We start from the raw sequence: 13,424 nt of genomic DNA, 5'->3' as shown, positions 1-13,424 counted from the left end.
GAGGCTGGCCGTTTTGGCATGGAGTCGATCGGCGACCGAGGTTCCGGGGAGGCACTATGCGAGGCTCTCTCGCCGGTCCGCGCCTCCTACTCAGACGGCTCCGCGAAGTCATGGCGGAGCCAATCGATGCGCAGGAACGGCTCGACAAGATTGTCGTACTGATCGCCGCCAACATGGTGGCGGAGGTGTGCTCCGTCTATGTCCTTCGGGCAGACGGTGTGCTCGAGCTGTACGCCACCGAAGGTCTGAACCGTGACGCCGTCCATCAGACGAGCCTCAGGATCGGCGAGGGCCTGGTCGGTCTGATCGCGGCGGAAGCGCGCGCGCTGAACCTGCCGAACGCCCGCAACCATCCCGCCTTCGCCTACAAGCCGGAGACCGGAGAAGAGATCTACAACGCCTTCCTGGGCGTGCCGATTCTCCGGTCTGGCCGCACGCTCGGCGTGCTCGTGGTGCAGAACAAGGCGCACCGCAGCTATTACGAGGAAGAGGTCGAGGCGCTCCAGACCACCGCAATGGTAATCGCGGAGATGATCGCCGCCGGCGAGATCGAGGCGCTGGCCAAGCAGGGCCCGGCGCTGGATCTCCGCCGCCCGATCCATCTCGAGGGGGCTGCCCTGTCGGAGGGCGTCGGCCTCGGTCACGCGGTGCTGCACGAGCCGCGCGTGGTGGTCACCAACCTGATCGCCGAGGACGCGGACTTCGAGCTCAGCCGCCTGGAGAACGGCCTTCAGAAGGTGCGCTTCTCCCTCGACCAGATGTTGTCGCGCCGGGAGATCGCCCACCACGGCGAACACCGCGAGGTGCTGGAGGCCTATCTGATGGTGGCCCAGGACCGCGGCTGGGCGCGCAAGATGGAAGAGGCCATCCGCAACGGCCTCACCGCCGAGGCGGCGGTCGAGCGGGTCCAGTCCGACACCCGCGCCCGGATGCTGCGCTCGGTCGATCCGTATCTGCGGGACCGCCTGCACGATCTGGACGATCTCGCGAACCGGCTGATGCGCGAAATCGTCGGGCGGCCGCACGGCACCGCCTCGTTCCCCCAGGACGCAATCCTCGTCGCCCGCAACATGGGGCCGGCCGAGCTTCTCGACTACGACCGCGAACGCATTCGCGGGCTCGTGCTGGAGGAGGGCGGTCCGACCAGCCACGCGACGATCATCGCCCGGGCGCTCGGCATTCCGGCGGTCGGTCAGGTCGCCGGCGCGGTGTCGATGGTGGAGGAGCGGGACGCGGTCATCGTCGACGGCGATTCCGGCGCCGTCCATTTCCGTCCGATGGCCGATATCGAACGGTCCTACGCGGAGAAGGTGCGGTTCCGGGCCCGCCGCCAGGTCCAGTACCGGCGCCTGCGCAACGCGCCTGCGACGACGCGCGACGGCCGCGAACTGACCCTGATGATCAATTCCGGCCTGCTGGTCGACCTGCCGCACCTCGACGAATCGGGAGCGGCCGGCATCGGGCTGTTCCGCACCGAGATCTTGTTCATGGTGGCGCACAGCCTGCCGCGGGTGCGCGAGCAGCAGGATCTCTACCGGCGGATCTACGAGGCCGCCGGCGACCGGCCGGTGACGTTCCGCTCGCTCGACATCGGCGGCGACAAGGTGCTGCCGTACCTGCGCGCGGTGGACGAGGAGAACCCGGCGATGGGCTGGCGGGCGATCCGGCTCGGCCTCGACCGTCCGGGCCTTCTGCGCGTCCAGGTCCGCGCGCTCCTGCATGCGGCGGCCGGCCGCGAGCTGCGCCTGATGTTCCCGCTCGTCTCGTCGGTCACCGAGTTCACCGCGGCGCGCGCGCTGGTGGACAAGGAGATCCGCCACCTCAAGCGCCACGGCCACGAAACGCCCGAGGCCATCAAGCTCGGCGTGATGCTGGAGGTCCCGTCGCTGCTGTTCGAGCTGGAGGAGATCCTCGCCGCCGTCGACTTCGTGTCGGTCGGGTCGAACGACCTGTTCCAGTTCATGATGGCCGCGGATCGCGGCAACACCCGGCTTTCCAAGCGGTTCGATCCGCTCTGCGTGTCGTTCCTGCGCGCCCTCAAGCGCATCGCCGACGAGTGCGAGCGCGCCCATGTGCCGGTGACCGTCTGCGGCGAACTGGCCGGCCGCCCGCTGGAGGCGCTGGCGCTGCTCGGCCTCGGCTACCAGCAGCTCTCGATGCCGCCGGCCGCGATCGGTCCGGTAAAGGCCATGGCCCGCGCGCTGGATGTCGGGCGGCTGCGCGCCCGGCTGCTCCCCCGCCTCGAACCGGGCCGCTGGCCGGGCAACATGCGCACGTTCCTGGCAGCCTACGCCGAGGAGCACGATATTCCCCTCTAGAGCCGCTTCCGATCGGGTCGATGCGTTCGCCCGTCGGGATACGGCTCCCGATCCAATGCCTTGAGCCGCTCCTGGTCGAAGGCACCGCTTCGATCCGATCGGAAAATGCGTTAACTGCAGCGATGGCCCGCGCAACGGATCCGATCCGCAGCCCGGCCGCCGTCCATCCAAGAGGTCCGGACCGCAATCCATGTTCTCCCAGGAAAAGCTCGAATCCCTGGTCGACCGCTTCGACATGCTGGAAAGCCGCATGGCGTCCGGCGCGGATTCCGACACCTATGTGGACCTCGCGCGCGAATACGCGGAACTGCAGCCGCTGGTCGCGAAGATCCGGGCCTACAAGGACGTGCGGTCCGAGCTCGACGACATCGAGGCGATGCTGGCCGACCGGACGACGGACAAGGAGCTCCGCTCCATGGCGGAGGGCGAGCGTCCGGGCCTGCTTGAGCGGCTCGAGGAACTTGCGCAGGAGATCCGCATCGGCCTGCTGCCGACCGACGCAGCGGACGAGAAGAGCGCGATCGTCGAGGTGCGCGCCGGCACCGGCGGGCAGGAAGCGGCGCTGTTCGCGGGCGATCTCTTCCGCATGTACGAGCGCCTCGCCGACAAGCACAAATGGAAGATCGAACTGCTTTCGGAGAGCGAAGGCGAAGCCGGCGGCTACAAGGAAATCATCTTCTCGGTCTCCGGCCGCGGGGTGTTCGCCCGGCTGAAGTTCGAATCGGGCGTGCACCGGGTTCAGCGCGTGCCGGCAACGGAATCGGGCGGCCGGATCCACACGTCGGCGGCGACCGTCGCGGTTCTCCCCGAGGTCGAGCAGGTCGAATTCGACATCCCGGCCTCCGACATCCGCATCGACACGATGCGGGCCTCCGGCGCCGGCGGTCAGCACGTCAACACCACCGACTCCGCCGTGCGCATCACCCACCTGCCCTCGGGCATCGTGGTCACCTCCTCGGAAAAGTCGCAGCACCAGAACCGGGCGCGCGCGATGCAGGTGCTGCGGGCACGCCTCTACGAGGAGGAGCGCTCGAAGCTGGACGCGGAACGCGCCGCGGCGCGCAAGGGGCAGGTCGGCTCCGGCGACCGCTCCGAGCGCATCCGCACCTACAATTTTCCGCAGGGGCGGGTGACCGATCATCGCATCAACCTGACCCTCTACAAGCTCGACGAAGTGCTGGCCGGCGAGGCCCTCGACGAGATCATCGACGCGCTGATCACCGAGCATCAGGCGGCGCTTCTGGCCGAGCAGGATGGCTGACGGGACGACCGTCGGGCGCGCCCTCGTCGAAGCCCGCGCGCGGCTGCGCGCCGCCGAGGTCCCGAACGCGGCACTCGATGCCCGGCTGCTGGTCGCCCACGTCCTCCGGCTCACTGCGACGGGGCTGATCGTCGCCGAACCCACTGCGCTCTCGCCGGCCGACGCCGCCGCGATCGATGCCGCGATCGCGCGGCGCCTGGCCGGTGAACCCGTCGGCCGGATCGTCGGCCGGCGCGCGTTCTTCGGTCTCGATCTGGCGCTTTCGCGGGAAACGCTCGAACCCCGGCCGGACACGGAAACGCTCGTTCAGGCCGTCCTTGATTGGGTGGGAGACCGCCAGCGGCAGGTCCGGATCGTCGACGTCGGCACCGGCACGGGCGCGGTCCTGATCGCGCTGCTCTCCGAGCTTCCGAATGCGACGGGGCTCGGAACCGACATCAGCGCCGACGCGGCGGCAACGGCCGCACGCAACGCGCAGGCCATCGGCGTCGCTGGCCGGGCGGGGTTCACCGTCTGCGACGCGGCATCCGCCGCGCGCGGGCCGGTGGACGTGCTCGTCTCCAACCCGCCCTACATCCCGTCCGGCGACATCGCGCACCTCGACCGGGAGGTGCGCGAGCACGATCCACGGGCGGCACTCGACGGCGGCCCGGATGGGCTCGCGTTCTACCGGCAACTTGCCGGCGTCGCCTCCGGGCTGGTGTCGCCGAAGGGCGTGGTGCTGGTGGAGTTCGGGATCGGTCAGGCCGAATCAGTCGCCGAAATCTTCGGCGCGGCGCACCTGGCGCGGTTGCAGGTCATCCGCGACCTCGAAGACCGGCCCCGGGTTCTTCGGGCCGAATGGCAATGAGGCGAGAATATGCGCCCGAAGCTGCTTTTAGCGGCACCCCGTGGGATTTTTACTCTTGGAAATCGCTAAGGAAATCGCTACGTTCCGGGTGCCGACGGGGTTACGGGCAACCCTCACCACACTTGGTGACATTTAAGTGGATGCCCAACCGGTTCGATTGCACATGTGCGATGGAACCGAGACCTTGCGCCCAAGAGGAGGCCGCTGACCACCGCGTCATTCTCGACTGCCTTCGCCTGCCGATCGCTCTTCTCGGGAGTTCGGCACTGCGAAGTCGCAGTCTCGGGACGACTGTGGGATTCGGTTAGAGCATCCCGCCACCAGGAACGGACCTGAGAGCGGAAAGATGTTCGATCTCAAACTGCTGGAGCGAACCAGCCCCAGGTCCATCGACCAAGGGTCGTTCCGGTTTGCGGCCTGCCGAATGTCACGCGTGCGCGTCGGATGGCGGGACGTCTTTGAGGTGCTGGAGTGCCGAGTGTGATCCGATCGATCCCAAGGACTCTAGTCTGCGGCGCCGATGCCGGCTTTGGCGAGTTTCGCCGGGTGACGGCCTACGTTATTCCGAACGAGAAACGATCGGATGCGACAAGGTAATCCTAACAAGCGACTGCGCGGTCGGAACCGGAAGGGACCGAATCCGCTGACGAAGACGTTCGAATCGAACGGACCCGATGTGAAAATCCGCGGGACCGCTCTCCACGTTGCCGAGAAGTACCTCCAGCTTTCTCGGGATGCCCAGGTTTCGGGCGATCGCGTGATGGGCGAGAACTATCTCCAGCATGCGGAACACTATTTCCGGATCCTGGCTGCGGCGCAGGGTCCCAACCAGCCGCAGCAGTCAAGCCAGCGCGACGATGACCAGGACGGCGACGACCAGCCGCAGCAGTACGGTCAGCATCGCGGCGGGCAGAATGGAAACGGCCATTCGGACCCGGCGGCCTCCGACCAGCCCAGCGATTCCGGCTTCGAGCGTCACGGCGCGAACGGCCATGGAAATGGCAACGGGAATGGAAACGGAAACGGCCACCGATCCGGCCGCGCCGAGATCGATGCCGACCGGTCGTCGGGTGACGACGGCAATTCCGATCAGGCGGCCGAAGCCTCCGGTTCCGGCAATCAGGCCGCTGAGGCGCCGTCCGGCGGTGATGAGGCGAGCGAGGCGAAACCGCGCCGTCGTGCCCGTGCACCGCGCACCCCGCGTGGGCGGCCGCGGCGTGCGAGCGCCGATGCTGCCGGCGAGGCCGCAGCACCGCAGCCTGGCAACGAAACGGCACCGTCCGACGCATAAGACACGCCGGGGGTGGCTTGCCGCCCCCGGTGCCGTCTCGGGCGATCATCGCAGCGCCGTCGCGTTCCGCAGCGCGGAACTGCCGGTCGCGGTTGACCAATCCACGTTCAGCTGACGCCATAAGGCGTCGCGCCGGTGTCCCCGCCGGTCCTGTTCGCACGCGGGTGTGACGCCTGCCACGTCCGCGCATGCGCGCGGGCAGCGCTACGCTTTCGATCGGATCGACACGTCCGCCGGAGCAGCAATAGCTCCCAGCGCTTCATTCGTGCCCTCCGTGGCCGCCGAAGCTCTTCCCTGGTTGCCGAAACGCGCCGGACCGGCGCCACGCCGGCCCTTCATGCCCCCGCGGCCGACTGGCCTGACGAGAGCGCTTAACGGCGCACATTTTTCCTTCTCCCGACCTCTTTTGTTGCATTACGGCCACACCATATGAGGTGTCGCGGTCGCCGCAACGGGGCCGTTTTTGTCTTGTCCGATCGTCCGTGCCGCCTTGGTCGGCAGCCGGAGACATGATCGATCTCAAGGTGTCATGGCCGCTCTCGTGCGTACCTTTCGAAAGGACGCGGAGGTGCCGGTCGTGTGAAACGTGACGCCGGGCCTCGATGGACGGTGCGCACGAAGGAGAAGAGCCAGATGGACTTCGAAAAATACAGTGATCGCGCGCGTGGCTTCCTGCAGTCGGCGCAGACCCTGGCGATGAACCAGGGCAACCAGCAATTCACCCCCGAACATGTACTGAAGGTTCTGCTCGACGACCCGGAAGGGCTGGCGGCGGGGCTGATCACGCGCGCCGGCGGCCGCGCCGACGAGGCGCTCCAGGCCGTCGAGGCCGCGCTCGCCAAGCTGCCGAAGGTCGAGGGCTCCGGCGCGGGCCAGCTCTACCTCGCGCGGGCGACCGGAAAGGTGTTCGAGGCGGCCGAGAAGCTCGCCAAGAAGGCGGGCGATTCCTACGTCACCGTGGAACGGCTCCTGCTCGCGCTGGCCAGCGAAGGCGATGCCGATTCCTCCAAGATCCTCAAGCAGGCGGGCGTCACCCCGCAGGCGCTGGAGGCTGCCATCGACAACCTGCGCAAGGGCCGGACGGCCGACACCGCGGGTGCCGAAGGACAGTACGAGGCGCTTCGCCGTTACACGCGCGACCTGACCCAGGCCGCCCGCGACGGCAAGCTGGACCCGGTGATCGGCCGCGACGAGGAGATCCGCCGCACGATCCAGGTGCTGTCGCGCCGCACCAAGAACAATCCGGTGCTGATCGGCGAGCCGGGCGTCGGCAAGACGGCCATCGCCGAAGGCCTCGCCCTGCGCATCGTCAACGGCGACGTGCCGGAAAGCCTCAAGGACAAGCAGCTTCTCGCCCTCGACATGGGCTCGCTGATCGCCGGCGCGAAGTATCGCGGCGAGTTCGAGGAACGCCTGAAGGGCGTCCTGTCGGAGATCGAGTCGGCCGAAGGCGGCGTCGTGCTGTTCATCGACGAGATGCACACGCTCGTCGGCGCGGGCAAGGCGGACGGCGCGATGGACGCGTCGAACCTCCTGAAGCCGGCGCTTGCGCGCGGCGAGCTCCACTGCGTTGGCGCCACGACCCTCGACGAGTACCGCAAGCACGTGGAGAAGGACGCCGCGCTGGCGCGTCGTTTCCAGCCGGTGTTCGTCGACGAGCCGACGGTCGAGGACACGATTTCGATCCTGCGCGGGCTCAAGGAGAAGTACGAGCTGCATCACGGCGTGCGGATCTCCGACTCGGCGATCGTGTCGGCGGCGACGCTGTCGAACCGCTACATCACCGACCGCTTCCTGCCGGACAAGGCAATCGACCTCGTCGACGAGGCGGCGGCGCGGCTGCGCATGCAGGTGGATTCAAAGCCCGAGGAGCTCGACGAACTCGACCGGCGCATCATCCAGCTCAAGATCGAGCGGGAAGCGCTGAAGAAGGAGAGTGACGAGGCGTCCAAGGACCGGCTGTCGAAGCTTGAGAAGGAGCTCGTCGATCTCGAGGAACGCTCGTCGGAGATGACCTCGCGTTGGCAGGCGGAGAAGGAGAAGCTTTCGAGCGCGCAGGACCTGAAGACGCAGCTCGACCACGCGCGCATCGATCTCGACAAGGCCCAGCGGGACGGCAACCTCGCGCGCGCCGGCGAGCTCGCCTACGGCGTCATTCCGGACCTCGAGCGCAAGCTCGCGGTGATGGAGGAGAGCGAACAGAAGGGCGACGTGATGGAAGAGGCGGTGACCTCCGAGCACATCGCCCAGATCGTCTCCCGCTGGACCGGCATTCCGGTCGACCGGATGCTCGAGGGTGAGCGCGACAAGCTGCTTCGCATGGAAGATGCGCTGGAGCGTCGGGTCGTCGGCCAGGCGGAGGCGGTGCACGCCGTTTCCTCGGCCGTGCGGCGCGCACGTGCGGGTCTCCAGGATCCGAACCGGCCGATCGGCTCGTTCATGTTCCTCGGCCCCACGGGCGTCGGCAAGACAGAGCTGACCAAGGCGCTTGCCGAGTTCCTCTTTGACGACGACACGGCGATGGTGCGCATCGACATGTCGGAGTTCATGGAGAAGCACTCGGTGTCCCGCCTGATCGGCGCGCCTCCGGGCTATGTCGGCTACGAGGAGGGCGGCGTGCTCACCGAGGCGGTGCGACGGCGTCCGTACCAGGTGATCCTGTTCGACGAGATCGAGAAGGCTCATCCGGACGTCTTCAACGTGCTGCTGCAGGTGCTCGACGACGGTCGCCTGACCGATGGCCAGGGACGCACCGTCGACTTCCGCAACACGCTGATCGTGATGACCTCGAACATGGGTTCGGAGTATCTGGCGAACCAGCCCGACGATCAGGATGTCGACGCGGTGCGCGAGCTGGTGATGACCGCGGTCCGCGGCCACTTCCGGCCCGAGTTCCTCAACCGGCTCGACGAGATCATTCTGTTCCACCGGCTCCGGCGCGACCAGATGGCCTCGATCGTCGACATCCAGCTCAAGCGCCTGCGCAAGCTGCTGGTCGACCGGAAGATCACGCTCGACCTGGACGACAAGGCCCGGCTGTGGCTGGCCAACAAGGGCTACGATCCGGTCTATGGCGCCCGTCCGCTGAAGCGGGTGATCCAGAAGGAAGTCCAGGATCCCCTGGCGGAGAAGATCCTCCAGGGCGTGATCCTGGATGGCGACACGGTCAAGGTGACGCCGGCCGGCGAGCGGCTGGTGTTCGAGCCGGCACGGGCCGAAAGCGCCGCCGCCTGATGACCATGCCTCCGCCGGGTGCCCCTTGGCTGACGGCGGTAGCTTAGAGCTGAAGGCCGGGATCGACAGCAGTCGGTCCCGGCTTTCTTTTGTCCTGTCGCCGCTGCCGGCTCAGCGCGGGGCTTCGGACGGAATCCGGCCGCGTTCGACGAGAAAGTCGATCAGCGCGCGCACGCGGGCGGGTATCGGTCCGCCGCGGCCGAGATAGACAGCGTGAAAGTCCTTGCTGTCTCCCGGGTTGAACGCCTCGAGCACTGGGATCAGCCGGCCGGCGGCAATGTCCGCCCCGATCATGAAGCGGGCCAGCCGGGCAAGTCCGGTGCCGGCGAGCGCCATTTGGCGAAGGCCTTCGCCATCGTTGATCTGGGACCGGCCCAGCGTCGGCACGGTTTCAGGCCGTCCGTCCACCACGAACGGCCAATGTTCGACGGATCGGGCGGTACAGAGACCGAGCGTGATGTGCCGGTCGAGATCGCTCACCTGGTCTGGCGTCCCCGCCCGGGCGAGATAATCCGGCGACCCAACGACCACCATCCGCGTTGATCCGAGCTTGCGCGCGATCAGCCCGCTGCTCTCCAAGGGGCCGGCACGCACGGCGACGTCGACGCTCTCACCCAGAAGATCGATGACGGTGTCGGTCAGAGTGAGATCGACACTGATCTCCGGATTGGCGCGCAGGAAGGCCGGCAGGACGGGGATGAGGACGTGGGTGGCGTAGGCCGCACTGGTGCTCAGCCGCACCTTTCCGGCCGGCCTTTCTCCGCCGCCCGCCAGCCGCTCGGCCTCATCGATGTCCGCCAGGATGCGGACACTGCGCTCGTAGAAGGCGGCACCCTCCGGCGTGACGCCAAGGCTGCGTGTGGTCCGGTTTATCAACCGCGTCCCGAGGCGTCCCTCCAGGCGCGACACCAGCTTGCTGACGGCTGACGGGGTCAGGCGGCTCGCTCGGGCGGCCGCGGCAAATCCACCCGCCTCGACCACGCGCACGAATACCATCATCTCGGCGGCTCGGTTCATCTCTGCCATGTCGATTGATGATTTCCATTCAGGAAAGAGATGCCTTCGTTCCCGCTAGTGCACTTTGCTCCCGCCGTCCATCTCCGTTCTGAAACGCGAGACAGGAGATGACGCGATGCATTACCGGCGATTGGGGCATTCAGGTTTGATCGTCCCGGCCCTCAGCCTGGGCACGGGGACGTTCGGGGGCACCGGTCCGCTGTTCGGAAACTGGGGGACGACGGACGTGCGCGAGGCCCGGCGCCTCGTCGACATCTGCCTGGAGATGGGGGCAAATCTGTTCGACACCGCGGACGTCTACTCCGAGGGAGCGTCGGAATCGGTGCTCGGCGCGGCGATCAAGGGGCGTCGCGACGACGTGCTGATTTCGACCAAGCTCGGGCTGCCGATGGGCGACGGCCCGTGGCAGGCCGGCACGTCGCGCACGCGGCTTATGGCCTCGACAGACGATGCGCTAGGGCGCCTGGAGACCGATCGCATCGACCTGCTGCAACTGCATGCGTTCGACGCGGGCACGCCGATCGAAGAGGTGCTTCATGCCCTCGACGATCTCGTCGCTGCCGGCAAGGTGCGCTATGTCGGCGTCTCCAACTTCGCCGGCTGGCAGCTGATGAAGTCGCTCGCTCTGGCCGACCGCCATGGCCTGCCCCGCTATGTCGCCCACCAGGTCTATTATTCCCTGGTTGGGCGGGACTACGAGTGGGAGCTGATGCCGCTGGCCGCGTCCGAGGGCGTCGGCGCGCTGGTCTGGAGCCCGCTCGGGTGGGGCCGGCTCACCGGGCATGTGCGGCGCGGCGTGCCGCTGCCGCAAGGCAGCCGCCTGAACGCCACCGCCGATTTCGGACCTCCGGTCGACGAAGAGCGGCTCTATTCCATCGTCGATGTGCTCGACGCGCTCGCCGAGGAAACCGGGCGGACGGTTCCCCAGATCGCCATCAACTGGCTGCTGGCCCGGCCGACCGTGGCATCGGTGATCGTGGGGGCGCGCAACGAGCGCCAGCTCCGCGACAATCTCGGTGCGGTGGGCTGGTCCCTCACGCCGGATCAGATCGCCCGGCTGGACGCGGCGAGCGCCGTTACCGCACCCTATCCCTATTTTCCGTATCGCCGTCAGGAGGGGTTCGCCCGGCTCAATCCTCCGCTCGTCTGATTGCGAAGGTCGGGGCAGTGGTCTCCGTCATCGACGGGCATCGGGCCCGTCCATGAACCGAAGGCCGCTCGTTCGAGCCCGGATCAGTTCTGGGCGATGCGGGCGTCGGCCGGGATCTCGCGCCGTACCAGCGTGTCGATGCGGGCGCGTTCCTTCTCGAACGTGTCGAGCTGCTCGCCGGCGAGCTCCCGGCCGCGCGGCAGACGGATCCGCAGCGGGTCGACCGGGCGGCCGTTCACGTGAACCTCGTAGTGCAGGTGCGGGCCGGTCGACAGGCCGGTGGACCCGACGTAGCCGATCACCTGGCCCTGGCGGACGCGGCTGCCTTCCTTGAGGCCGTCGGCGAAGCCGGACTGATGGCCGTAGCCGGTCTCGTAGCCGTTGGCATGCTTGAGCAGTGTCCAGCGGCCATAGCCCGACTTCCAGCCGATTTCCTCGATGGTGCCGTTGCCGGACGCGAAGATCGGCGTGCCACGCGGGGCGGCCCAGTCGACGCCGTTGTGAGGGCGGCTGTAGCCCAGGATCGGATGCCGGCGGCCGCCGAAGCCGGACCGGAAAACGCCGCGGGCCATCGGCTTGCGCATCAGGAACTTCTGCGCGCTCTTGCCGGTCTCGTCATAGAAGTCGACGGACCCGTCGTCGGGCGTCCGGAACCGGTAGAAGCGCCGTTCCACGCCGCCCGCCACCAGCGACGTGTAGAGCACCTCGGGCGGCGCATCGTCCGTCTTGTTGTGGACGGCGTAGAACACCGTGAACTGGTCGCCCGGGCGCACCCGCCCGTTGAAGTCGACGTCGAACGAATAGGTGCGCACCAGGTCGTCGATCAGGTCCTCCGGAATGTCGTGCTGGAGGGCCGTCTGGTACAGCGAGTCGTAGATCGTCGGTGCCTGGCCCTGCGGTGAGGGCGCCGGGTTGATGTCGGCGACGTCGACGTCCGGCATCGCGTCTTCCGGCGCTTCCGCGGCGACGAAGGTTTCGTCGTCGGTCATCGCCACGGTGGCGATGTGCTTGGCGTCGTCGTAGAGGCTCACGCGGACGGGCCGGGCGCCGGCGTTGTCGTCGAAGCCGTAGCGGTCGATCTCCATGCGCACCGTCTGGCCGGGCGACAGCTCGTCGACCTTCCAGGCGGTCTTGAAGACGTCCTCGATCGCCTTGATGCTGTCGGGCTGCGCGCCGTACTGGGACAGGATGCTTTCCAGCGTGTCGCCCTTGGCGACCAGCGAAATGACCTCGTCGGAGGCGATGCCCGAGGCCGCCCCTTCCTCGTCGTGCTTCATCAGCTCGGAGACGTTCTCCGGGACGATGCTGATGGCGGCGTCCGTCATGTTGCGCGGATCGGCGAGCGCGAAGTCGAACCGGTGGTCGGAGGCGAGAGACGTGTTGGCGAACTCCACCGACGCCGTCCCGTCGAACCACTGCTGCTCGCGGAGCTGGGCCTCGGCCTCCTCGGTCGAGACCTCGGCGCTCGGGGCGAGCGTCACGTCGTCGCCCGTCGGGAAATCGTGCTCGGTGATGCTGATCTCGCCGTCGACCTGGGCATCGTAGATGGCGTCGGTCGTCACCCGGCTCGGGAACACGGTGGTGTCGGAGAAGATCGACAGCGGGTTGAACGGCGGGATGTCGTTGACGATCTCGCTCGACCGCGTGATCAGGCTGGCGGTGACCAGCGCGTAGGGCTGCATCTTGATGAGGTTGCGATCGCCCATGCGGGTGACCGTGCTGACCTCGACGATCTGCTTGTTGGAAATCTCTTCGGCGGCCGGGATGATGCGGTCGCTCTTGGAGGCGGGGCCGGCGCCGAGCGTCGTGGCGGTCATTTCGCCGACGTTCGCCGAGGCTGGCAGGGTGATCGAATAGCGTCCATCGAGCGCGCCGATCAGCGCGCCGCCCATCAGCACCGTCGAGGTGATCCCGGTCAGCACGGTTCCCGCCAGCCAGCGGATGCTCACCGACCGGCGACCGAACGCCTCCGGCCCGCTCGGTCCGACGACGAGCGGGGGTTCCTCACCGAGATCCACGGCGTTTTCGATGGCTTGGGTGTGCCAGCCGACTTTCATTGTCGCTGCGTTGGGCCTCGATTTGCGGACGAATCGCTCAAACGCGCTCACACGGACAGGTCCGAGTGGACACCAAAGTCATCCCAGGTGGCAGAAAGATGACGAGCTGAAACAGTTCGTCAGAATGGGTGATCGAAACTGGCGCGGCCCCCGCCGTCTGTCAAGCAATTGAAGCCGCCGAACGCGCCGGCTTTTGCCCGGAGAGCGGGACGCGCGGAGATGCCGGATCAGAGGGCGGCAGGAGCC

The 13,424-nt window shown here is 67.6% G+C and carries 8 protein-coding genes; 6 read left to right on the top strand and 2 right to left on the bottom strand.

The annotated features are described in order from the left end of the window. The first annotated feature begins 56 nt into the window (after positions 1-56). From ptsP to clpB, 5 genes are all read left to right on the top strand, one after another. Positions 57-2,318 (top strand): phosphoenolpyruvate--protein phosphotransferase, encoded by a 2,262-nt coding sequence (gene ptsP / locus AB7M35_RS12960; protein ID WP_453960329.1) that lies wholly within the window; start codon positions 57-59, stop codon positions 2,316-2,318. A 190-nt stretch (positions 2,319-2,508) separates the two neighbouring features. Beyond that, the gene (gene prfA / locus AB7M35_RS12955) at positions 2,509-3,579 is read left to right on the top strand and encodes a peptide chain release factor 1 (protein ID WP_453960328.1); all 1,071 of its coding nucleotides are present in this window, start codon (positions 2,509-2,511) and stop codon (positions 3,577-3,579) included. Continuing rightward, entirely contained in the window at positions 3,572-4,429 is an 858-nt protein-coding gene (gene prmC / locus AB7M35_RS12950; RefSeq protein ID WP_453960327.1) for a peptide chain release factor N(5)-glutamine methyltransferase, read from the top strand. The genes prfA and prmC overlap by 8 nt, the downstream gene beginning before the upstream one ends. 583 nt (positions 4,430-5,012) lie before the next feature. Next, positions 5,013-5,720 carry a DUF4167 domain-containing protein gene (locus AB7M35_RS12945; protein WP_453960326.1) on the top strand — a complete coding sequence of 236 codons (708 nt, stop codon included), beginning with the start codon at positions 5,013-5,015 and terminating at the stop codon, positions 5,718-5,720. Between the two features lie 633 nt (positions 5,721-6,353). Beyond that, entirely contained in the window at positions 6,354-8,954 is a 2,601-nt protein-coding gene (gene clpB / locus AB7M35_RS12940; protein ID WP_453960325.1) for an ATP-dependent chaperone ClpB, read from the top strand. A 111-nt stretch (positions 8,955-9,065) separates the two neighbouring features. On the opposite strand, the gene AB7M35_RS12935 is transcribed toward clpB, so the two are convergent. Beyond that, positions 9,066-9,986, bottom strand: coding sequence for a LysR family transcriptional regulator (locus tag AB7M35_RS12935; RefSeq protein ID WP_453960726.1), 921 nt, complete (start codon positions 9,984-9,986; stop codon positions 9,066-9,068). A 100-nt stretch (positions 9,987-10,086) separates the two neighbouring features. Between AB7M35_RS12935 and AB7M35_RS12930 the strand changes: the two genes are divergently transcribed. Further along, entirely contained in the window at positions 10,087-11,121 is a 1,035-nt protein-coding gene (locus tag AB7M35_RS12930) for an aldo/keto reductase (RefSeq protein ID WP_453960324.1), read from the top strand. A gap of 83 nt (positions 11,122-11,204) precedes the next feature. On the opposite strand, the gene AB7M35_RS12925 is transcribed toward AB7M35_RS12930, so the two are convergent. Next, positions 11,205-13,139 carry a M23 family metallopeptidase gene (locus AB7M35_RS12925; protein WP_453960323.1) on the bottom strand — a complete coding sequence of 645 codons (1,935 nt, stop codon included), beginning with the start codon at positions 13,137-13,139 and terminating at the stop codon, positions 11,205-11,207. Positions 13,140-13,424 lie beyond the last annotated feature (285 nt).

The organism is Amorphus suaedae, from assembly GCF_053629675.1.
Note: the sequence above shows the minus strand (reverse complement) of the source record. Positions and strands in the feature narration are given on the sequence as shown.

What these genes read in the sequence shown, in the direction of transcription:
- prmC (WP_453960327.1), top strand. Translation starts at nt 3,572, where the DNA reads ATGGCTGACGGGACGACCGTCGGGCGCGCCCTCGTCGAAGCCCGCGCG.
- AB7M35_RS12945 (WP_453960326.1), top strand. Translation starts at nt 5,013, where the DNA reads ATGCGACAAGGTAATCCTAACAAGCGACTGCGCGGTCGGAACCGGAAG.
- clpB (WP_453960325.1), top strand. Translation starts at nt 6,354, where the DNA reads ATGGACTTCGAAAAATACAGTGATCGCGCGCGTGGCTTCCTGCAGTCG.
- AB7M35_RS12930 (WP_453960324.1), top strand. Translation starts at nt 10,087, where the DNA reads ATGCATTACCGGCGATTGGGGCATTCAGGTTTGATCGTCCCGGCCCTC.
- prfA (WP_453960328.1), top strand. Translation starts at nt 2,509, where the DNA reads ATGTTCTCCCAGGAAAAGCTCGAATCCCTGGTCGACCGCTTCGACATG.
- ptsP (WP_453960329.1), top strand. Translation starts at nt 57, where the DNA reads ATGCGAGGCTCTCTCGCCGGTCCGCGCCTCCTACTCAGACGGCTCCGC.